This is a genomic window from Paenibacillus sp. EKM301P (genome assembly GCF_011800295.1).
Taxonomy (GTDB): domain Bacteria; phylum Bacillota; class Bacilli; order Paenibacillales; family Paenibacillaceae; genus Paenibacillus; species Paenibacillus polymyxa.
This window is the reverse complement of sequence record NZ_JAALFM010000003.1, coordinates 616195-638529: the sequence shown is the minus strand read 5'-3', so window position 1 is coordinate 638529 and position 22335 is coordinate 616195. Positions and strand designations below refer to the sequence as shown.

21 protein-coding genes and 1 pseudogene are annotated in these 22335 nt (G+C 44.5%); 15 read left to right on the top strand and 7 right to left on the bottom strand.

The features are described 5' to 3' along the window. The first annotated feature begins 118 nt into the window (after positions 1–118). The 7 genes from HFD99_RS11130 to HFD99_RS11100 all read left to right on the top strand — a co-directional run bounded on the left by HFD99_RS11130 (position 119) and on the right by HFD99_RS11100 (position 8331). Positions 119–775: a hypothetical protein gene (locus tag HFD99_RS11130; RefSeq protein ID WP_025366254.1), complete on the top strand. Its 657-nt coding sequence runs from the start codon at positions 119–121 to the stop codon at positions 773–775. Between the two features lie 309 nt (positions 776–1084). Next, entirely contained in the window at positions 1085–2608 is a 1524-nt protein-coding gene (locus HFD99_RS11125; protein ID WP_123797862.1) for a M23 family metallopeptidase, read from the top strand. Positions 2609–2840: 232 nt separating this feature from the next. Next, positions 2841–3572, top strand: coding sequence for a response regulator YycF (yycF, locus tag HFD99_RS11120; protein WP_013373888.1), 732 nt, complete (start codon positions 2841–2843; stop codon positions 3570–3572). Then, on the top strand, positions 3569–5398 hold the full coding sequence (walK, locus tag HFD99_RS11115; protein WP_025366252.1) for a cell wall metabolism sensor histidine kinase WalK: 1830 nt from the start codon (positions 3569–3571) through the stop codon (positions 5396–5398). The genes yycF and walK overlap by 4 nt, the downstream gene beginning before the upstream one ends. Next, positions 5395–6732, top strand: coding sequence for a YycH family regulatory protein (locus HFD99_RS11110; protein ID WP_019689082.1), 1338 nt, complete (start codon positions 5395–5397; stop codon positions 6730–6732). Before walK ends, HFD99_RS11110 begins: the two co-directional genes overlap by 4 nt. Positions 6733–6753: 21 nt before the next feature. Continuing rightward, positions 6754–7518, top strand: a complete 765-nt coding sequence (gene yycI, locus HFD99_RS11105; RefSeq protein ID WP_016822470.1) for a two-component system regulatory protein YycI — start codon at positions 6754–6756, stop codon at positions 7516–7518. A 6-nt stretch (positions 7519–7524) separates the two neighbouring features. Continuing rightward, positions 7525–8331 (top strand): MBL fold metallo-hydrolase, encoded by an 807-nt coding sequence (locus HFD99_RS11100; protein WP_016822471.1) that lies wholly within the window; start codon positions 7525–7527, stop codon positions 8329–8331. Here HFD99_RS11100 and HFD99_RS11095 read toward each other — a convergent pair. Beyond that, positions 8300–8506 carry a hypothetical protein gene (locus HFD99_RS11095; protein ID WP_013373883.1) on the bottom strand — a complete coding sequence of 69 codons (207 nt, stop codon included), beginning with the start codon at positions 8504–8506 and terminating at the stop codon, positions 8300–8302. The two genes, HFD99_RS11100 and HFD99_RS11095, sit on opposite strands and share 32 nt — an antisense overlap. A gap of 503 nt (positions 8507–9009) precedes the next feature. Between HFD99_RS11095 and HFD99_RS11090 the strand changes: the two genes are divergently transcribed. Next, positions 9010–10245 carry a S1C family serine protease gene (locus tag HFD99_RS11090; RefSeq protein ID WP_025366251.1) on the top strand — a complete coding sequence of 412 codons (1236 nt, stop codon included), beginning with the start codon at positions 9010–9012 and terminating at the stop codon, positions 10243–10245. An 87-nt stretch (positions 10246–10332) separates the two neighbouring features. On the opposite strand, the gene HFD99_RS11085 is transcribed toward HFD99_RS11090, so the two are convergent. Beyond that, complete coding sequence (locus HFD99_RS11085) at positions 10333–12054, bottom strand: cellulase family glycosylhydrolase (protein WP_123797861.1); 1722 nt, start codon at positions 12052–12054, stop codon at positions 10333–10335. Between the two features lie 233 nt (positions 12055–12287). Here HFD99_RS11085 and HFD99_RS11080 point away from each other — a divergent pair, with 233 nt between their 5' ends. The 4 genes from HFD99_RS11080 to HFD99_RS11065 all read left to right on the top strand — a co-directional run bounded on the left by HFD99_RS11080 (position 12288) and on the right by HFD99_RS11065 (position 14865). Then, positions 12288–13052, top strand: a complete 765-nt coding sequence (locus tag HFD99_RS11080) for a class I SAM-dependent methyltransferase (RefSeq protein WP_123797860.1) — start codon at positions 12288–12290, stop codon at positions 13050–13052. Positions 13053–13157: 105 nt separating this feature from the next. Next, positions 13158–13325: a CxxH/CxxC protein gene (locus HFD99_RS11075; RefSeq protein WP_013373879.1), complete on the top strand. Its 168-nt coding sequence runs from the start codon at positions 13158–13160 to the stop codon at positions 13323–13325. Between the two features lie 81 nt (positions 13326–13406). Beyond that, the gene (locus HFD99_RS11070; protein ID WP_123797859.1) at positions 13407–14372 is read left to right on the top strand and encodes a helix-turn-helix domain-containing protein; all 966 of its coding nucleotides are present in this window, start codon (positions 13407–13409) and stop codon (positions 14370–14372) included. A 4-nt stretch (positions 14373–14376) separates the two neighbouring features. Next, positions 14377–14865 carry a DinB family protein gene (locus tag HFD99_RS11065; protein WP_123797858.1) on the top strand — a complete coding sequence of 163 codons (489 nt, stop codon included), beginning with the start codon at positions 14377–14379 and terminating at the stop codon, positions 14863–14865. Between the two features lie 80 nt (positions 14866–14945). On the opposite strand, the gene HFD99_RS11060 is transcribed toward HFD99_RS11065, so the two are convergent. Together HFD99_RS11060 and HFD99_RS11055 are read right to left on the bottom strand one after the other, a co-directional pair. Further along, positions 14946–15299 carry a helix-turn-helix domain-containing protein gene (locus tag HFD99_RS11060; protein WP_123797857.1) on the bottom strand — a complete coding sequence of 118 codons (354 nt, stop codon included), beginning with the start codon at positions 15297–15299 and terminating at the stop codon, positions 14946–14948. 54 nt (positions 15300–15353) lie between these two features. Further along, positions 15354–15698 carry a helix-turn-helix domain-containing protein gene (locus HFD99_RS11055; RefSeq protein ID WP_167440901.1) on the bottom strand — a complete coding sequence of 115 codons (345 nt, stop codon included), beginning with the start codon at positions 15696–15698 and terminating at the stop codon, positions 15354–15356. Between the two features lie 165 nt (positions 15699–15863). Between HFD99_RS11055 and HFD99_RS11050 the strand changes: the two genes are divergently transcribed. Continuing rightward, the gene (locus HFD99_RS11050) at positions 15864–16697 is read left to right on the top strand and encodes a DNA-binding protein (RefSeq protein ID WP_167440900.1); all 834 of its coding nucleotides are present in this window, start codon (positions 15864–15866) and stop codon (positions 16695–16697) included. A 179-nt stretch (positions 16698–16876) separates the two neighbouring features. Further along, positions 16877–17356, top strand: a complete 480-nt coding sequence (gene rlmH, locus HFD99_RS11045) for a 23S rRNA (pseudouridine(1915)-N(3))-methyltransferase RlmH (RefSeq protein WP_044786744.1) — start codon at positions 16877–16879, stop codon at positions 17354–17356. A 682-nt stretch (positions 17357–18038) separates the two neighbouring features. On the opposite strand, the pseudogene HFD99_RS25670 reads toward rlmH, so the two are convergent. Continuing rightward, positions 18039–18408: pseudogene (locus HFD99_RS25670) on the bottom strand (recombinase family protein). A 705-nt stretch (positions 18409–19113) separates the two neighbouring features. Between HFD99_RS25670 and HFD99_RS11035 the strand changes: the two are divergent. Next, complete coding sequence (locus HFD99_RS11035) at positions 19114–19929, top strand: hypothetical protein (protein WP_167440899.1); 816 nt, start codon at positions 19114–19116, stop codon at positions 19927–19929. Positions 19930–19982: 53 nt separating this feature from the next. On the opposite strand, the gene HFD99_RS11030 is transcribed toward HFD99_RS11035, so the two are convergent. Both HFD99_RS11030 and HFD99_RS11025 read right to left on the bottom strand, forming a co-directional pair. Continuing rightward, a complete protein-coding gene (locus HFD99_RS11030) occupies positions 19983–21209 on the bottom strand; it encodes a DNA cytosine methyltransferase (RefSeq protein WP_167440898.1) in 1227 nt (408 codons plus the stop codon). Between the two features lie 19 nt (positions 21210–21228). Further along, positions 21229–21783 (bottom strand): site-specific integrase, encoded by a 555-nt coding sequence (locus HFD99_RS11025; RefSeq protein WP_167440897.1) that lies wholly within the window; start codon positions 21781–21783, stop codon positions 21229–21231. Positions 21784–22335 lie beyond the last annotated feature (552 nt).

The window sequence follows — 22335 nt, the reverse complement described above, 5'->3', positions numbered from 1 at the left end:
GTGTTGGTGCTAGTTTTACATATTCCAAGGGTTAAAAATCGTCATATCTCGTCAATACTGGTCTATATGCACTTCATGATGTACACATGGCAAGATGCGTATAAGGAGGTAACGGGATATGAGGTGGCTTGGATGGCTGCTTAAAAAAGGAATGACGGTGGTGCTGGTCAGCGCGCTGACACTGGCAGTGACCGGTGTGGTCGTGAATGCTTATGTTCAATCGCTATTACGGCAATTTAACATTCAGCTCGATCATCAGCCGATATGGGGATGGGGCTGGCTAAAAGGCAGCGCTGGTACTGATCAAAGTACAGGTACAGGGAAGAGCAAGACGACAGGGAGCGACTCTGGAAGTGTAACACCGCCTGATAATGCTTTGCCTGTCATGGGACAGGGCTTAGAAGAAAGCGGAAATAAGACAGGTGGTGCATCCAATGACAAGGGATCTCAGGAAGGGACCACGTCGGCGGGAACACCAGACAGCGAGCCGCGTCAGCAGGCAGAAGGTACAGCTACACCTGAAACGAGTATCGAAGGCCATGATTTGGTCATTACGCCCGACCATCTGACGGAGAAAAAGAACAATTTACCGGCGGCTCAGAAACAGGAGATTTTTACGATTCTTATGAATAAACTTCCGCCAGAAGAGATGCAGAAAATATCAGCTGCGATGGAAGGCGGTCTCACCGAGCAGGAGCTGCAAGATATTCAGCAGGTGCTTGCGAAGTATTTGACCAAAGAGGAATATAACAAATTGATGGGTATGCTTAAATAATGCATAAATAAAACGCATAAATGTATGGGCAATGTTAATGCTCAAAACAGGACTGTAGAATCCGCGCCGGGCGCGGATTTTTTTGCGTGCTAGGAAGTAATTGGAGTGCAGTTGAATTCTTTGTAAAAGCTATGTTAAAGTAAACTGTGTTGTGAAAAGGTTAAATTTTTGAAACCTTTTACGTAACTATGCAATACTAGATAGCGACTATTATCATAGATAAGCTTGTAAAACGGCTACTTTTATCATGTAAAAGGACAATAATGAACGCATTTAATAGAGATAGGATATGCTGAAAAGGAGAGAACCATGGAGGTTTCTAAGGGGAAGTTATCACCAGACCACAGGAATGGGAATTCAAGTGTTGAAAGCAATTCTGCCGATAAAGCAGGGAAAATAGCAACATGGTGGAACGGACGGAAAAGATGGTTAAGTTGGACGGCAGGCGGCATTGTGATTGTTGGCGGTCTTATTTTTGCTAGCAATCAGTATGTTGGTGCCAATACGGTTCCTTATTATAAAGTGTATGTTAAAGGCGTTGAGGTCGGCAGTATCCTGAATGAACAACAGCTTAAGCAACTGTACACAACGAAGAGCAAACAGTATAAAGACAAGTATCCTGACGTGCAAATGGTGCTCAATACGAGCGCGGTCACGACGAGCACGGAAAAGGCATATAAGGCAGATATCGATAGCGCAGCCACGTTGAAGAAGCTGGATGGCATGCTGACTGCCTATGCCAAAGGAGTAGAAATGAAGGTCAACGGACAGATGGTTGGCATTGTAAAGGACAAAGCGACTGCACAAGCGGCTTTAAAGCAAGTGCAGAAGAAATACACACCTGCGGGTGAAGGTACGGCGACAGGCATTAAGGGGCTGGTTCGCAAAACATCCGTGGGGAGTAGTCATGCTAGCGCAAGCACGAAGGCGCCTAAAGCATGGCTGGAGTCTGCCAGTATCCGTGAAAAGATTGCGTATGAGCCTGTGAAAGCAGATCCGAACAAGGTGCTGACGGAGGAAGAAGCGGTTAAAGTACTGACCGAGGGACGTGAAGCTCCTACAACCTATACGGTGCAAGAAGGCGATTCTTTGTCGTCGATTGCTACGAAGTTCGATACGACGGCTTGGGAGATTAAGCAGAACAATCCCGGTCTGCGTGAGTTGTATTTGCAAATTGGGGACGAGTTAAAGGTCACGGCTCCCAAGGTACCTGTTACGGTACGAACGGTAGAAAAGGTCGTCGAGCAGATTGCTATCGAGCCTGAAGTAGAGATTCGCCAGAGCGATGAATTGAAGGCAGGAGTTACGAAAGTCGTCAGACCGGGACAAGCAGGTCTTAAAGAGATGGACTACCGTTTGACCAAGGAGAACGGTGAGGTCGTGCAAGAGGAATGGCTCGGTCAAAAGGTGTTACAGCCGTCTGTTACCGAGGTGGTTCTGAGAGGAACGAAAGTCGAGGGGGAAGGCTCGGGCCAATTTGCCTGGCCGACTGCGGGTGCAATCATGACGAGCAGCTTTGGAGGACGTTGGGGACGTATGCATGAAGGTGTTGACTTGGTCGGCGATCATACGATTCAAGCTTCAGATGAAGGTGTCGTCACATTTGCCGGTCAGCAGAATGGCTACGGTAATGTCATTATGATTGATCATCGCAACGGCTATCAAACAGTATACGGGCATTTGAACAGTATTGGTGTCCATGTGGGACAGGTTGTTCAGCAAGGTGAAGCGATTGGTATCATGGGAAGCACCGGACGTTCCACAGGCACACATGTTCACTTTGAGATTCGCAAAAATAATACGCCACAAAATCCAATGACGTATTTAAGATAGATTGGATGTTTAAATCGAGAGTTATGTGATTCGATGAGGATCAAGGAGAAAGACCATGTTTTCTGCATGCTTAACAGCCAGGTGCAGGCATGGTTTTTTCTGCGTAAAGAAAAGGGTCTGGAAAAGTAATGGAATAGCGTACGGGTATGATAGAATAGAATAAGCATCTTATGGGTACTGACAAACGAAAGTTAATAATAGATGATGATCCGTGAGAAGAGGTGAACGCTGTATGCAAGGGACGATTCTAGTAGTGGATGATGAACAACCTATCGCTGATATTTTGAAATTTAATTTGGAAAAAGAGGGCTACGAGGTCATTTGCGCCTTTGATGGAATCAGTGCGGTGGATATCGCGGTTAAGCAACAGCCAGACCTGATTTTGCTGGACCTGATGCTGCCGGGCATGGACGGTATGGACGTATGCCGCGAGGTGCGCGGACATCAGCTTCAGACGCCAATTATTATGCTGACTGCGAAGGATGGGGAAATCGACAAAGTGCTAGGGCTGGAGCTGGGTGCGGACGATTATGTTACGAAGCCGTTCAGCACACGCGAATTGCTGGCACGGGTAAAGGCACAGATGCGTAGACAGCAACGCGGCGTAGCAGGCACGCCGGAAAGCCGCCCACAGGAGGATAAGCAGGGGCTACGCGTAGGCGATCTCTTTTTTGATGCGGATATGTATACAGCCTATAAAAACGGAACTCCACTTGACCTGACGCACCGCGAGTATGAGCTCCTGTATTATATGGCGAAAAATGCAGGCAAGGTCATGACTCGCGAGCATTTGCTTCAAGCGGTATGGGGATTTGAGTACTACGGGGATGTGCGGACGGTAGACGTGACGATCCGGCGACTGCGCGAGAAGATTGAGGAGAACCCGAGCAAGCCGGAGACGATCCTGACACGGCGTGGCCTCGGATATATCGTTAGCGGGGGCAAAGGTGGCCTGCGGGCATGAGATGGCTGTCCTTCTTTCGCACCATTCATGCCAAGCTGATTATTATCTATGTGCTGCTAATCTTGGTGGCCATGCAGTTGATTGGAGTCTATTTTGTCAGCTCGATGAAGAACTCGTTGACGAGTAATTTTACGCAGGATTTGCAAGCACGGGCGGAGATGCTGTCCGTGCTGGCGGAGCAGGATCTGAGTGGCAGTGATGGCAAAATGGAGGAAGATAGCGTCGAAAGTCTGCGTGCACGCGTGAATAACTTGTTTGATTTCAGCGGCGCGGAAATTCAGGTGCTGGATGCCAGTGGCAAAGTACTGATTACTTCTCAAGGCTCTCATGCTGACTATGTCGGACGTAAAAATACGCAGACAGTGGTTAGCCGCGCACTCCAAGGAATCCGTGATAACGAGGAATATATGGTGGACGAAGATAACGTCCGCAAGAAGGTCGTCGCCAAGCCTGTCATCAGCCAAGGCAAAATCGTCGGTGCTGTGTACATCGCTGCTTCCATGGCTGAGCTGTACGATACGATGAAACGCATTAACAATGTGTTTCTCTCAGGTATGCTGATTGCGCTCGCGTTGACGGCTGTGCTGGGCGTGGTGTTGGCCCACACGATTACGCATCCAATCAAAGTGATGACACGGCATGCGACGGAGGTCGCTGAGGGCAAGTTTGACCAGCAGATGCCAGTGTTTGGCGAAGATGAAATCGGCAGGCTGAGCGTGGCCTTTAACTATATGACAGGACGTCTACGTGAGGCTCTGTCGCAGAATGAGGAGGAGAAGGAAAAGCTCTCCTCCATCTTGACCAATATGAGCGACGGTGTGGTCGCTACCGACGATCATGGCCGGGTCATTCTGGTCAACCGCCGGGCCAGCGCCATGCTGGGCGTGAATGAGAATGAAATGACCGGTAGACATATCGCGGTACTGCTGGGGATCGACCCGGAGGAAACCGAGGCCCTGTACAGCGGATCGTCCGCTTCTACGCTCTTGCAGCTGGAGCCGGCCGGTCAGGATGAACCCATCGTCATCCGCGTGACCTTTACACCCATTCATCGGCGGGAATTTGGCATTACGGGCACGATTGCTGTGCTTCAGGACGTGACGGAGCAGGAGGAGATGGAGACGACGCGGCGGGAATTCGTCGCTAATGTATCTCATGAGCTGCGCACACCGCTGACGACGATCCGTAGCTACGCTGAAGCGCTGGATGACGGCGCGATGGCTGAGCCGCAGCTCGCAGAGCGTTTTGTAGGTGTCATCCGTAACGAGACGGAGCGTATGATCCGGCTGGTTACGGATTTGCTGCATCTGTCGCGGCTCGATTCCAATGAGGCGCCTCTGCGGATGCAGCCTGCCGATGTGATGGAGATGCTGGATGAGGTCGCGGATCGGTTTTCTTTTCAAATGAAGCAAAAACACATTCGCTCAGGCATGTTCGTAGAGCAGGGGATTGGCAAGGTCGTGATCGACCGCGATCAGATTGATCAAGTGCTGGACAATTTGATGTCCAATGCGTTGAAATATACGCCGGAAGGTGGAAGTATTCGGATCGAGGCTCGCCGCAACCATGAGGGGATGCTGGCTATTTCGGTGCAGGATACCGGAATTGGTATTCCCAAAAAAGATCTGGACCGGATTTTTGAACGGTTTTATCGTGTGGACAAAGCGAGATCGCGCAATATGGGTGGCACAGGACTGGGGCTGTCGATTGCCCGGGAAATTGTAAAGGCCCATGGAGGTCAGATTTTCCTGGAGTCTGAATATGGTCAGGGAACTTGTACAACCTTTACGCTACCTATGTCGGGTGAAGGGAGGGAAGCACAGTGAAGGAACGTTTGAAGTCCTGGACGCTTGTTTTGCTGGTGGCTTCCAGTCTGGTTCAGACTTATTTTTTGATCTACCGTCTTCCGGGCAGTGATTCTGTACTCACTTCAGAAACGAACTATGTCAAAACTGAAAGCATGGGGCAGGAGAAAAAGATTGAAAATCTTGTATTCCCTGATAGGATGCTAATTCATCAAGGTGAGAAGAAACATACCGTTTTTTATCCGGGGGTTACTTTTTACGATTTGATTTATACACGGCTGGAAAGCCGAAGCTTTAACAATTTCCAACGTCGGAGTATCCAGTCAGCGGACTGGGCACGGATTCGCAGTGAGAATGAGGGGATCGAATTATCATTTTCCGGCGGGGTTCCGGTTTCATTACTGGAGCGGGTCATGCGTCTGACGCCGGATTCAGTATTTCAGGGGGAGACGATTAACCGCATCTGGATCTATATCGACGAAAAGAATGCCAAGCCGCACGCACTCTTTTTCAGTGCCAGAGGTGATGTGGTGTATGAGGCGAACCAGTTCGATATGACGGTAGAAGACATTCGGCAGCATGTGAATTTTGGAAAAAATGCCCCGTTGTACAAGCTGGTGAATAATCAGTATTACATTCCCGTGGATGACCTGGAGACTGTACAGCCTGTGGTATATGCCGGGTTGTTTACGACAGAACAGATGCAGCGGAATTTATTTTTCGATCCGGGCATTACGCGCAATATTCAGGAAAAAGATGGTTCCCAGATTTATACAGATAGCAAGCGTAGCTTACAGATCAAGCAGGATCAACGTTGGATGAGCTATACCGATCCTAGTGCACCGGGAGCGGATGGAAGCAGCCCAATTAGGGACGTGTTGGCCGCAGTTGATTTTGTAAATCAGCATGGCGGTTGGGATGCTGCGTATCAGATGAAATTGAGAAGCAGCGATGAAAATCGCACAAGTGTGATGTTCCAGCAGTATTATGGCGCTTATCCGGTGCTGGACACGCCATCGTTCCGCTTTGGTACGATCTCCTTGCAAATCCAGCAGGAAACGGCATCTGTCTATGATCGTTCGTTGCTGTATCTCAAGGGTGGGGAGCAATCCTCGAAGAAAGTGATGCTGCCAGGTGGTGAGACCTTGGAGAAGCAACTGCAAACGGTAGGCGACGGCAAGTCGATTAGAGATCTAACTCCTGTATATCAGCCAGAGCTGATCAATGACGGATTGAAGCTCATCCCAGAGTGGCGTGTTACGTTCAGCGACGGTTCTGTTGCAGAGATTCATGCTGTTCCTGTAACGACAGCATCCAATACAACATTAAAAAAGTCAGACCAAGAGACAAAGTGATAATAGGAAGGGGGAACGGGAATGGATTGGAGCCGCGCTAAAAACGTACTGATCTGTACATTTTTGCTGCTCAATGTGGTATTGGGTTATCAACTGTGGCATGATGCGCAGGAAACGGCCGGGCCGAATCTGGATTTTACTTCACTGGATGAAAACACGCAGCGTTTAATGGAAGAGAAAAGCATTCAGGTGCTGGCTCCGATTCCCGGAGATACCCCGCAGCTGCCCAAGCTGTCTTACACCTATGTCCATAGTGGAGAGAAAGATGAACTTGTGCAGCTGCTGAGACCGGTGGACAGCAAGCTGGTATTCACTCATGATGCGCTAGTGGAGGCTTTGGAGCCGCAAATCAAGGATATCGATAGCTATCAGTATGATCCGCTGGATGTCCAGGAGGAGTTCGTATCCGGACAGGCAGATGCTTTTGTACTGCATCCGTTGGTACAGGGCAAGTGGCCGCTCTTTAATGTGAAGCTAGCTCTGTTTTACAGCAATCAGAAGATTACAGGGTATCGCAAAATTCAAGTGGAGCTCCAGCCCTCGGATGAGGCAAAGAAAATGCTGCCTGCGTCCAAAGCCTTGGCGAGGCTGATCGATGGCTATTTGCCGCGTGACTCCGTAGTGAAGGATATCCGGCTCGGATATTACGGACAGACCTTTAACTCCGATAGCCAGGTGGCTGCTCCGGTGTGGCGGTTTATGCTGGACAACGGAAAAGGCGTGTATTATGTACAGATGAACGGAGATGTCATTAGTCCAAAGACAGAACATACAGAAGGGTCTTGAACAGATATGGGGATTTCTTTTACCGTGCTGTCGAGCGGTTCGACCGGCAACGCTACCGTTGTACGGAACGAAGACACGACATTGCTCATCGATGCAGGTCTCAGCGCAAAGCGTATTGACGAATTGCTGAAAGAACGCGATCTGAGCGGAGAAGAGTTGGATGGTATTTTGGTCACGCATGAGCATTCCGATCATGTTAAAGGACTAGGCGCCATGGCGCGTAAATATAATTTACCTATATATGCTAACGAGAAGACATGGTTTGCCATCAGCAACGCTGTTGGGCAAATCGCGGATGATAACCGCAGAATATTGGAGACAGGCGCGACACGGGAATTTGAGTCATTGCGTGTAGAGTCTTTTGGCATCTCCCATGATGCGGCTGAGCCCGTAGGATACAGCTTTTATGATGGGGCAGAGAAGCTTAGCGTAGCGACCGATCTCGGCTATGTCAGCGATAAGGTAAAACAAGCGATATCAGATGCAGATGTATTGGTGCTAGAGGCTAACCATGATGTAGAAATGCTGCGTATGGGCCGCTATCCTTGGAACATCAAGCGCCGTATACTCAGTGATATCGGCCACTTATCCAATGAGATGGCAGGTGCGATTCTTAGCGAGCTGTTGACCGGACGGACAAAGCGGACGTATCTGGCACATTTGAGCCGCGACCACAATATGATGGAGCTTGCGAAGCTGACCGTACGCGGGGCAATGGAAGACCGCGGCTGTTTTTACAAGGATAGTGAGTTTCGATTGTGTGATACGTATTATGATCGTCCTACACCTTGGGATAAGGTAAGTGAGCCATAAAGCTGTCCAACTCGGCGGCTTTGCGCTCGACCTCTTCACGGGTCACTATGCCTTTGTCCACCAGTAGCTCAATCAATGTACTTAGCGCCAGTGTATTACGGTAGTGCTCGTCTTTCAAATCCGCAAGCTTGGCTGCCATGCGAACTTCATCCATAGCGGAACGATGGGAATTCATCCTATATTCCTCCTGTAAAAATATTTTTAAAATGGCGTGCAATAAGCTTGGTTCTGCCTGTGGTTTTGCCAAGTGCTGTGATACAATAAAGCTAACAACAGAAAGCTTTCTGAAGGAAGGCTCTCATCGAAAGTATAGGCTGCTTTAAGCGGACGGGAACAAGCCAGAACGTCTCTATGAGACGATCATTTTGTAATAGAATAGAAGACTTGTTACTATTGTAGTCCATTGGTTTGGAAATCATTCCTCTTTTTTCCTCTATTCGGGGTCAGATTCGGCGTGTATGCTAATTTATGAGATTTGGTTGCTTAGGAAGGTTCCATTTGTGGTGATTAATAAGTAGACCGGAACGATTAGTTGCTGAATTCCGATGGTAGGGGATATTCAATCCATTTGAGATGTTCAACGGAGCAGGTTCTCTGTAGCATAGGTTGGCGCAAGCCCGAATAGCCCTAATTTTTTAGTGAGTGTCGGTGCATGACAACGAAGGGGAGAGGATTAGCATGGGCTTGTTTGATGATGATTTTTATTCAACGAAGGTGTCCACACGTGCGGCTAAAAAAACGGCATTTAAGGCGCGTCGCGGAGGACGAGGACGTTGGCCGCACAGGAATCGTCGGGTAAGTCCGGTGCAGGCTGCTGTCATTAGCGGTGCGGTGAGTGCAGTGGTTTCCGTGCTGCTGTTCAGCTTTGTTACAGGTCTGCCCTCCACTACAGCGGTAACCGGAGCAAGTCATTATCCCTTGCGGCAAGCAGCGGGCGATCCGTATGATCGGATTGTGCAGGCGGCAGCCAAGGTACGCCCAGCCGTCGTCAGCATCGTAAACCTGAAGGGGGAAGACGGTAAAAGTACGGAACAATCCGCGCTTGGATCGGGCGTCATTTTCCGTGTGAGCTCAGGCAAAGCCTTTATTATGACAAACAACCATGTCATTGAAGGATCGGATGATCTGGATATTGTAACCGTAGACGGTGTCAGAAAAGAGGCGAAGCTGGTCGGAAAGGATCGCATTAGTGATATCGCCGTACTGGCCGTTGATGATAAAGGCATTAGCACAGTGGCGGATATCGGGGACTCCAACAAACTTCGTCTGGGCGAGACGGTCATTGCGATTGGCAACCCGCTCGGATTGGGAGACACCCTGACCTCCGGCATTGTGAGCTATACGAATCGCATCATTCCGATCTCCATTAATCAGGATGGTGTATATGACTGGGAACAGCATGTGATTCAGACTGATGCGGCGATTAATGAAGGAAACAGCGGCGGAGCGCTGGTCGATCTGGACGGACGGGTGATTGGCATCAATACGATGAAAATCGCCGATACAGGTGTTGAAGGACTGGGCTTCGCCATTCCTGCCAATGAGGTAATGAAGACGGTGAATGAACTGGTTGAGGATGGCAAGATTACCCGCCCTTATTTGGGGGTGTACACGGTGGACCTCAATAATGAATATGCACCGCTGGATGAAACTCAGCGCAAGGAACTCAAGCTGCCTGACAGCGTCAAGGATGGAGCCGTTGTTCTGGAGGCCCATGGTCCTGCCAAGGAGGGCGGCTTGAAGCTGAACGATGTCATTACAGCGTTTGATAGCGAACCGATTAACTCTACGCTTGATTTGCGTCGCTACCTGTACGATAACAAGAAGATTGGCGATGAGCTGAAAGTTACCTTTTACCGGGCAGGCAAGGAAGAGTCAGTGACGTTAAAATTAACAGATAAGCCGGAAGGCTAAGGTTGAATGATAGACTTAACTATAAAGAAGGCGCTCTCCGGCTTATTTCCGGGAACGCCTTTTTTTTGATTTCTGCAGTGCCTTGGATTAAGATGTCGTACCCGTCACGCGGGTTCCGCTCTTGGTGATTTTGTATGTCACTACATCGCCGCTCCAGAAGTGGAACTTCAACGTGACTTCACCATCCTTCACACTGTTGAAAAATTCAGGCAACAGCTTGATGCCATTCGTATCATAGGCAGGGGCAAAAGTATTGCCAAACTCTTTATAAGGTGTCCAATCCTGTGGACCGGCATTGCCTCCATTCGTATACACGGCTTCCATCGTCGCAAGCTGGCTACCACGGAAGTCTGTTGGAATGGTAAAGGCTTGTGTAGTCCCTTCGACGGCACTTAATTTCGGTGTATCATACACGACGACTCTAAAATTCCAATCTGCCCCCTTATTAAACTTGGCGGTAATGACGGCATTCTCACCATATTTACCGGAAGTAATTAGGCTGGTGAGCAAGCTGGCTTTGAAGGTTAATGTATCTCCACTCAGCGTATAGTCGGTGCCCTGTTTCAGCTGCTTGCTGTTGGCATTGAGCGATTTCAACTGGTTGCCGTTCAGGTTTAGAGTGATCTTGGTATCCTGAACAGAAGAGCCTTTCTTCAAGTGAATGAGATCACTAGCTGCATTGGAGGAACGTCCTTTCAGGCTGGCCTTAATGACATTAAAGAGTTCAGGATCAGACCACTTGTAAGTGCCCCGATTCAAATGCTGGCCGTTATCCCAGAGCATGCCTGTTACTTTCTTCTCTTTCATGTAATAAGTCAAAAATTCAAAAAACTTCAGCTTTTCGCCCTGTTCAATAACACCTGTATGTTTATCAAAACCGAGCAGGCCATATTCACCGACAATAACCGGGATTCCCTTGGCTACAAAGGTGTTATAGACATTATCAAAGGTTTGAACAATATCGTTTTGGGCAGCTTTATCAAATGTTGTATTCCCGGCAATGTTTACACTGAAAGGCCAAAAGCCATAATAGTGAACGGTTGCAATCAGGTTGGGATCGTTCAGCTTGGTTATCGTGTTATACAGTTCGTTGATTTTGGCCTGAGCAGGTGAAGTATCTAATCCAGGCAGAACAAGGGGACGAGTGGCATTCTTACCACCGGAGGCGCGAACGATTTTGTGGAAGGATACATTTAGCTCATGAAGCATCTGATTCATTTTCGCTTCATCCGTGGTTCCCCCTTCAGAAAACCGGGGCTCGTTAATACTTTCAAACATCAACTTGTTGGGCTGATTTTTAAAGCGGTCGGCAATTTGTGTCCATAATGCGTTATAGCGTGCTAACACTTCATCATGCTTGGGCTCCATACTGCTTACCCACGTCCATGAATCATGATGGACATTGATCATGACGTACAGATTGGCATCCAGTGCCCAGCGAACAACCTCTTCCACACGGTTCATGTAAGTAGATTCAACGGTATAATGGGGTGCGGCTCCAATATGCTTATCCCAGGTGACGGGAATCCGAATACTTTTGTACCCTTGGGCAGCAATTTGCTGGATCAAAGCTTGGGTAATGCGCGGATTGCCCCAGGCGGTCTCATCTGTCCCGACAGCATCCAGCGAATTTCCTAAATTCCATCCAGGCTGCATGGCTTCCACATATGACTGCATATTGCTTGTGGCAGCAGCTGGCTGTGCTTGTCCGTCCGTTTCAGCAGCAGCGGCAACGGATGCGAACGTGGATAACAATAGGGTGATGGCAAGCGTCAACGACAGCAATGAAATGGGTCTTCGTTTTAACATAACAGGCCCCTTTACAAAGTTATTTTTGAAAGCGCTTTCTAATAAAACACTATCATACTAATGCAATATGGAATACCTGCATAATTCAAGTAAAAATCATGTGTGAATTAGTTATTTTACAATTGTAAGCGTTATTATTGAAAAAATACAGAAATGAGTGTAGAATCTATGACCCTACGCGAAAGATGGATTCGCAAAGGGCTAATGAGTACGGAAGGGAGATGGAGCTAAATATGGGGACATGGAACACCGAAGAGGCCATTCGACGCTGGAATATGCATGCAGAAAATTTTACTGCTAAGTACACTGAAGAAGGGGATCGGTCTCGTGAAGTGCTGCTAAATCCTGCTTTGCAAGAGTGTATGGGACTGATCGCAGGCAAAAGGGTGCTGGATGCCGGCTGTGGCGAAGGTTATCTGAGCCGGAAAATGGCCAGGGCGGGTGCTTTGGTGGAGGCTGTCGATTACTCGACAGAGATGCTGAGGCTAGCCAAAGAGCGAACACCATCAGCGTTGGGAATTACATATCACCATGGCAATCTGGAGAAGCTGGAGATGTTCGGGGACCAGAGCTTTGATCTGATCGTGTCCAATATGGTCATACAGGACTTGGCTCATTATGAGCAGGCGATTGCCGAAATGCGGCGATTATTAGTTCCAGGAGGCCGCTTTATTTTTTCTATTCTGCATCCATGTTTCCTGACGCCGCAGAGTGGGTGGGTGAAGGATGAGACAGGGAAAAAGCTGTATTGGAAAGTAGATCAATATTTCAACGAAGGCCCTTTGGAGCAAGCGATTCCTTATGATCAGGAGGAAAAGCTTTTGTATTTTCACCGTACGCTAGGCAGCTATGTACAGGCCATTGTGGAGTCGGGTTTGTTGTTGGAAGGGATGATCGAACCGAAGCCGTCTGCTGATATGCTTGAGAAATATCCCCATTTCCGTGAAGACCTGAACGTCAGTAATTTCCTCATTTTTAAGACCAAACGTCAGGGATAGTGGGCAAGCCCTTTCCTTTCCGCGTCAAGTGTGGTAGAACAAAAGAAGGCGGTTTTGACACACCTACAACAGGAAGAGCTTCAAACGGAAAGGGATGCAACTGGAATGTACGTGGTATGTAAAGAGCATGTGGAACTGGCAATTGATATGTTCGTCGATGAATACGAGGATGCACCGGATGTCGTCGATCTCAAAGAAACGAAATTTTCGGATTGGGACCCTCCAGTGAAGTGCAAGGAATGTGAGAAAAAAGCAGAGTTTTTGGTCGTCTAAACAACAAGCACGGGCGTTTCGGGCAGAAACGTCCTTTTTGTATATATCCCCACCACGTACTGAGACAGGAGTGAACGTTGGATGGACCCTTTGCTGCATTCACTGTTTCGTCCGCTTCAGGTCAATGGAAGTGATCCCTATGCATATTATATTGAACAAAAGCCGTCTGCTGCGCTGAGAGCTTACGTAGCCTGCTATTGGGAGTCGGGTCCAGCTACTAGAGAAGTTTCCGAACGGAATGTGGCAGTATCGGATAGAGGCGAAGCTTCATTAGGCTGGCTGGAGGAAGAAGAGGCAGTGGACCGGGTATTACCTGATGGTTGTACGGATATTCTATTAGAATACGACCCGGTGGGTAAGCGTCAGGAACTCTCATACTGTGGGACATTTACGAATCCGTTCGTGTCTACCAGACAAGCAGGGTCCGAAACACGTATTTTTGCAGTGCGATTTTTTCCCGGTGGAGCACACTATTTTCACGGCATGCCGACTCATTTGTTTACAGGCGGTAATTATCGCTTGGAAGAGATATGGCCCGAGAATGTCGAGATCATAGGTGAGCGCATTTTGGAGGCACGAGACTTTAATGAACGGGTGCGCATAATGGATCAGTATCTCAACCAGCTTCTACTGCGTCGTAGGACAAGCGATTGTGACCTGATGAAAAATCTGCTGCATCGCATCTTTGTGAGCGGCGGGAGTGTGGGGGTTAAGGAGCTTGCCGAGCGCGAGGCGATCAGTGAAAGACAGCTCAACCGCAAATTTGGACAATGGATCGGGATCAGCCCCAAAAAGTTCAGTGAAGTCGTCCGCTTCCAGAGCGTTCTGCACAGTATTCAGAATGGTGATTCTGTCGATTCGATGGAGTTGGCATTGAAGCATAACTTTTTTGACCAAGCGCATCTAATCCGTGTTTTTCGCAGATTTTATGGAGCTTCCCCGCTTACTGCGGCTAAGGACTTTCGGAAGTTGTCCGATTTTTACAATACACGTTCGGAACCCTCGGCTATACTCAAAATAGGAAGAAGAATGGCAAAGGAGAGATGAGAATATGAGTGGAACACTGCAAGTTCGCAATCATCTGCTGAATGAGTTGGAGACTGGAGTACGGACAGGGGAAGCTTTGATTCGTAAAATACGTCCAGAGGATTGGAGCTTTCGCCCACAGGACAATTTCCGCTCATTGCTGGAGTTAGTGCACCACTTTGTGCTTATTCCAGCTTCGGATCTTGCGATTATGCAGGAGAAGTCCGAGGCAGAAGTAGGAAGCATTGAAAATAGCCTCTCCGGAGTGGAAGATCCCGAGCGCTTGGCTGAGACTTTTAGGCAGAATTTTGAGGCATATAAGGCTTACATTCTTTCGCTTAGTGAAGACGATTATCTGAATCGTTCGACAAAGGCCTTTTATATGGAGCATGGGCATTTGCAGGTTCAATGGCAGATTGAGACTGTGACCCATGTGTTCCATCACCGTTCGCAGATCTACAATTATCTGAAGCAACTGGGGCATGAAGTGAGCTTTTTTATGTTGTACGCTTGAGTATTTTTATGGAGATTTATGAGGGCACCTGTGCGGTGCTCTTTTTTGGTTTTATTTTAGGCTTTTTAGGGTGGAATGACCTAGTCGAACGCGCGTGAAATTTCTTTACTAACACGTCTAAGAATCCCGATTTGTTCTTTATTTAATCTGCTGGTGAGCGCAACAAACTCATCTATCGCCTCTTGCCGAATCATTTCGTCTGTAGTCATATGTTCTTTGGAAAGCATTAATTCACTGATAGACACGTTTAAGGCGGTTAGCACTTTCTCCAGGGTATCAATCGAAAAGTTCCTTTCGCCACGCTCTAGTGATCCGATATATGCATCATCTAATCCTGAAAGCTCCGCAAGTTGTTGCTGTGTTAATCCCTTAGCCTTCCGAATTGCTCTAATTCTTTCCCCAACCGAATTTCGTAATTTTGTTATATTAACCACCTCATAACAAGCTTATGGAAGATGAAGTGTAAAAGTCAGGTAGAAGGGAATAGTTCAAATCTTTTTATGCTGTAACTCAACTAAACCAACAATGTTTTTAGTAATAGTAGTAAGAATTTCGAGTTCTGGTGTTTCTCTTGAATTTATGAGTAACATAAGTTCATTTATGATTTGTTTTCGATCCGTAGGTTCATCGAATTGAAAAAGTTCAAAGGCTGGAACTTTTAGCGCTAAAATAATTTTTTCCAACGTCTCCAATGAAATATTTCGATCTCCACGTTCAACTCCGCCAATATAACTGTAATGAAGTCCTGCGGCTTCTGCCAGTTGTTCCTGTGTCCATCCTTTAGCCTTTCTTAGCTCCCGTATCCGGTTTCCGACACTTTCTGGTAAACTCATGTGATCACCTCCACTTAAGGTTAGAAGAGGAGAGAATATCGTTACAGACCATCTTATGCAAAATAAAAACACTTAAAATTGTACTCTTAAGTACTTTTTATATTGACCTCCTATTCCAATTTCTATACAATTGGCTGTACATGGGAATATGAGGAGAGGCTACTCTTGGAAACTTCTATCCTGAAATCACTCAAACCGGACATCATTGTTGAAATTTTGGAGATGGCTGTGGCTTTTGAAAATTGGAAAAAGGTGATGGAGACGGCGGATATTTTGTATCAATGTGTCCAGCGTATCTACGAAGAGCGGCAGTATCATAAAGCAATGAAATTACCCATCCCGCATGTGAATCTAGAACGTCCGTTGGTATATTATTTTGGGCTCAGTCACCTGATGTGCGGAATGGCTCACCAGCACCAGGGTGCATATGAGCAGGCAAGGGAGTGCATCTATAAGTATGCTGAGCTAGGGTGGATGGAGGATTTAGAGGAAGAAGACAATCAAGTTGTCGAGGAATTCAGGTTTTTAGCCAAAACTAATTTATATGCAGTGAATATTTTGTCTGGCAATATAGGGCTGATCGAGGAGTACGTAGCCTTTTTGCAGGATAATCTAGAGGAAATATTACCGGGGCTCAATACCATATTACAGGCAGCGCTTATGTATCATTTGGATGTGGCAGATATTTTACATACGTTTGCAGAGCAGATTAATGAATTCGAGAGTTATGAAGACGCAGAGAACATATCTTACTATTATAGCTACTGCTATTACTTGGCCTTGTACTATCGGAAGTATGGCCGATTACAGGATGCAGTGGGACTTACTGTGCAGGCGATGCAATTAGCCGATCAGTCGGGTAACGATCGAAATTTCAAGAAATGTACAGTATTGTTCGAATCACTGCGCGGGTCAGCGACAGCGGAGCAAATCAGCGAATATCAACAGATGCTAATACGGTGTCTTGATGAATACGGAACTGAAAGCATTCCATTGTGATGAGGCCTAAATGAATGATCCGCTATAACCTGAACAGGGGATAGGCTCGTAACAGAGAGGAAATAGATAGGTAAGAGACGTTTCAGGTGCTAAAATAACTATGTTACAGGTATGTTTTTAAGTTAAGGATCGTAAATACGATTTTACATTATTATTCGACATAGATAGGGGTATGGAATTTGTTTATTCAGCTTATAGGTGTGGGCAAGTTAAAAGAGAAATATTTGGTCATGGGCATTCAGGAATACGCTAAACGGCTGGGGCCATACATCAAGTTTCAAATGATCGAGGTAGCGGATGAAAAGGCCCCAGACACACTAAGCGAGGCGGAAGTCCGACAGGTTAAGGAGCGAGAGGGCGAGCGCATCCTTGCTCATGTGAAAAGTGAAGCACACGTCATTGTGCTTGCCATCGACGGCAAACTGTGGAGCTCGGAGGAACTCGCAGAGGAATTGGACAAGCTCGGCACCTACGGTACAAGCCATGTTATCTTCGTTATTGGCGGCAGTCATGGTCTCTCTGACGAAGTTCTCCGCCGTGCCCAGCAGAAGCTGAGCTTCGGACGGATGACCTTGCCACATCAGCTGATGCGATTGGTGCTGGTGGAACAGATTTATCGGGCGGTGAAGATTAATCGAGGGGAACCTTATCATAAATAGTGGCAAGAAAGGTTGTAAATAAGGGGGGAGTTCGTTTGTTGAAACGGATAAATTAAGAGGGATATTATCTAATTTATCCGTTTTACGATACAATAAGTGCAGAAGTGTAAAAGTTTTTGAGATGTTTATTTCTGAAAAGTCAAATTCGAGTTCAACCTTATCGACTTTACGTGATTCTCCCTCACGATGCTTGATTAGAATATGGCGAATTAATAGTTGAAGTAACTGTTTTTGTTTCTCCCGTGGCGACTGTTCGTATAATATAAGAAATTGCTCCAGAAGTATTTTAATAAGATCAGGTTCAATAATTTTTGAATCACCAGAATTTCGGGTCGAACTTAAATTAATACTTTTTGTTCTAATTGCTCCTTTTCAGTTTCAACTTTCTGCATCCGTTCTTGTAATACATTCATGGAAAGTGTCCTTTTCTCAAATGCATCTAAATATCGTTCTCGTAACTCTTGTATTTCTGATAGGCGATCGACATTTTGTTTTAGCAATTCCGTAATGGAAAAATGGCGGTTTCATTTTGTGCGGTATCCCTTCTTATTTAAGTGGTTCGCAATAGCTTTCAACCCCATGTTATTCTCATATGAAAAATAAGTTTGACTATATCCGCTTCGTTCTGATTTATGACAAGTTTCTTTTCGATTAAATCGTAACCCAAGATAATACCACCATTCTACGACCCTTCTAATGCCCTTTGTTTCATACCTAATTTAATATTTTCCGATAACGTGTTTCGTTCCATTTCTGCTATAGAGGTCATTATTTGAACGACTAAGCGCCCGATCGGGCTTACTGTGTCAAAGTTTTCCGAATAGGAAATGAATTTCACATTGTATTCTTCAAACTTATCTAACAAACATATTGCGAGAGAGACGAGAGATTTTCCAAACAAGAACCGTATCAAACTCTTTCTTTTCAATATCAGCCACAAGCCGCTACATTGCAGGACGACCCTTTATGTATTTTCCACTAATGCCTTCATTGATGTATTCTTCAACAATTTTCCAATCGTAAAGTTGTGTGAATTGGCGTAAGGTATCTATTTGAGCGGATATACTGTATCCCTCGGCAGCTTGTTCTTCTGTGGAAACACGAATGTACAGTCAAACTCTCCTTATTTCTACCATAGTAATAACCTCCTTTTCATATTAATAATTATGCACAATAAAAAAAGGAAAGGACGGGTCCTTTCCAGAAAACTACAAGGCTATTAATTTGGGTATATAGAAATTTGTTCGAAAATCCATCTCTATTCATAAATAAATGGAATAATAATAATTAAAAAATAATTAACTTAAACTTAAGGAATATTTCGATTACCGGTTAGTATAACCGCCTGTCTCTAATAGTTCATCAAACTTATATACTGTAATGTTTAGTTTTCTAAGAAATTACTTCATTAAAGTGACTCTTCTTAAATAATAGATCATTTGAATGAAACATAGGGTTCGTTGTGTGAAAAGGTAATTTGAATAAGTAAACAACTCTTAATAATGCATTATAAGTGTTAATACTCCATCCAACAGATTACACACGAACACTATTTCCCAAGCTCATTTGTTTCCCCAATTTTAACACATGGAATAGTAGAAAATCTATTTTTAGTAGCAGCAATTCTTTCATATGATACCTTATCTGCTTTGTAGCAATACCATAGTGTGTTTTTCTTTCTTTTTAAGTAGTGCTACTATATAATCAGGGCATTTTGACTATAGGTAAAATGTACTACTTAGAGGGGTGGGTTCTATTTGTCTGCAAATACTGACCAATTCGAACGTGATATTGCGAAATCTATTAAGGGCGTTAGGATAATACCATTTGATATTCCACAGTGGATGAGGGATATAGGTATTCGTCCTGGCGCAAAAATTATTGGTATTGAGTGGGTAGGGAGCTCTGGAGCGAAAACTGATATTTTGATTCGTTTAGAAAACTCTGAACCAATTAAAATTTCGGCGAAATTAAGTAGTGCTGATTATTTTGGTAATTGGTATTCTCATGGTCGAGTTATTGAAGAGTTTGGAGCAGATGCGTTTTATAGACTTGTATCTGATTGTACGAAATGGTCTAATCGGTGGAAGACAAATCCGTCTGCATCTTTATTTGTTGGCGTGAGTATTTGTTTTGGAAGACGGAGCGGAAATACAGCAAGGGAGTTTACTGATGTATTTACATATAATGATATAGTGAAAATTGTGGCGGGATATGGTTCAGGCGATCATATTGCCAATTGTTTGTATGTCTCCTCAAGTGTTCCAAGAAGTATTAATGATTTGGTTTTAAAATTAAAGCCTATTGATAAAGAAACTATATTTCAATTAAGTAGTAACTTCAAAATTGCTTATCGACCTATCAATCCTATGACTGAGGGAACTAATAGAGGAAAAGCTATTTATACTCAGTTTAAACCGTACCAACGTCTGTCACAGAAGACTACTATTAAAACACTTTCTCAATTGATACAGCTTGGTGAGTATGTTGAAGTTGAGCCAAATAGTTTAAATCATAATCGTTTATTAAATGAGTTAGAAAGTAATTATAATATTTTTATACCACGTAAATAAATCATATTAGAGCCTTTTGATATAAAAAGGCTCTAATATTGAATTTTCTTTTTTTATCTATTTTCGTAAATCCATTTGGCAATCGGTTGAGAAATGATCCTGGCTAATTGAACTGGAACTGCATTTCCAATTTGTTTATAAATCTTGTCTAAACGACCATTTTTAGACATTCCCTCATTCTTTCCATCACTAAAATTATACCAATCAGGGAAAGTTTGAATGCGTGCGATTTCCTTTACCGATAGTCTGCGATTATTTTCTTCTCCGTCTGGGAAAATCCACTTGTTCTTATCGACCTTCTCCATTGGAAGTCCACCTGGATGAATGGGAGCTTGTCTACCACTTGCTTGAATAGTAAAACTCTGTTCATTCCAATTTTTTTTGCGATTTCGGCTCATAAAGATGGTGGAATATGAACCTGTGAAATATTCGCCAGGGTTTTCTTCTAAGTCTCCTATTGCTTCCGTTAAAGTTATATAAGGATTCAGGAATAAACCATCGCCATGGGAAGGTTCAGGGAATTCATATTTGAATTTAATATCTTCTCGAACACCTACTAAGAATACCCTTTCCCGAAGTTGTGGAACACCATAATCCCTTGCATTTACAAGTTTGTGATACACACGGTATCCTGCAGCTTCAAAATCTTGACGGATTTGATGGAAAACTTCTCCTTTACCAAGAGTCAGCATCCCTTTTACATTTTCCATAATAAAGAATTTTGGTTGTACTTGCATTAAACAACGAATATAGTGGATATATAAAAAATTTCGAGGGTCATCAACCAATCGTGGTCCAGCCTCGCTAAATCCAGGGCATGGGGGTCCCCCTACGACAACATCAGCTTTTGGAAACTCCTTCACTTTTCGGATGTCTTTATTGTGTATAAAAACAGAATTAGGAAAGTTCTGTTTATAGGTTTCTAGGGCTTCTTTAAAGATATCGTTGGAATAGAGATGATGAAAAATACTCTCTTCTCGAATTGAGTTGAAAGTATCTTTATTTTTAAAAAGTTCGTTGGTTCTTTCTTCCCCAATAATTACATCTAATCCGGCTAATTCGAGACCTAGGTCAAGCCCTCCTGCCCCACAAAATAGACCTAAAACATTAGCTTTGTCAGTTTTAAAAAAAAGATTTTCCATATCGTAATCTTGCGGTTCGTCTATATTTAGATGAGTTTCCTCTTCAATTTTTTTTATAAGGAGATTTTTAACATCATTAATGTCATAATTGGGTGCTGGTTTGAATTTACCCCGCCCTCGTTCTTCCAGTTTTAACATGTTTCATCTTTCCTCCTGATTACAAACTAAAATCCTTTAGTGTATCCTCAATTTCATCCTGCGGAACACCAATATATTTTTTGGTGATACTTGGAGTTGAATGGGAAAAAAATTCTTGTAAGATTGCTAAATTTTTATATTTTTTATAGTGATGATATCCGAAAGTTTTCCGAAGTGTTCTGGAACCAACATGTTTGATTCCCGATATTTCAGCGGCCTTTTGTAGTGTACGGTATGCTTGGGTAAGGGTGATGTATCCATCACCTTTTCTCGAAGGAAATAGAAGATTTTCAGGCTCCATAGAAGCTGTATATTTGTCTATTTCATTTCGTAAGTATTCATTCAAATAGATGGTACGAAATTTACCTGTTTTTTGCTCTTTTATACGAATATGAGTCTTATCTCGAATATCCTGAACCCGAAGGGGAAGAATATCGGACATTCTCAATCCAACATTAATTCCAAAAACAAAAAGAAAATAATCTCTATAAGAACAATAACGAATCAAAGAGTTTTTCATTTGCTGAATTTCTTCTAATGAACGTATGGGTTGTACGTTCTTTTCTTTTGTCATTTTTTTCACCACAAATAAATAATATGATACATTAAATGTATCATATTATTTATTAACCGTCTATATTACGGTGTATTTCTATTATATTAAGATGTTTAATGTACCAATACATATAAGTTCATACATTCATTAAAATAGAAAAAATCATCTGTTAGCCATAAGTTGGATTCATGAGTGCAAAAGGGGAAAGAGATATTCAAAAGTAAATTGAATTAATTATTAAAGACTTTCCTTCATCTAATTTCAATTAAAATAGGGGGTCTATCTCAATTTTGATTACAATTGTTTGCCTCTGTTAATGTTAGGGTGAACCGTACCATAAGTAGCGGCAAGTTTCTTTGGGTTTCGATAAAGGGTTTTATATTTGAGAATTTATAAACTTGCCGTTACAGACAAAGCTGAGAACCATATTACATATTTTGGAGGGTAATTTTACCACTGATACTCAACTAATGGGCTAAGGTTCAGTGAAATGGCTGTTTAATATCGTTTTCTATTTACTTAGCCAGAGTAACACATCCGCTTAGCCTAAAATATGAGAGTCTAGAAATC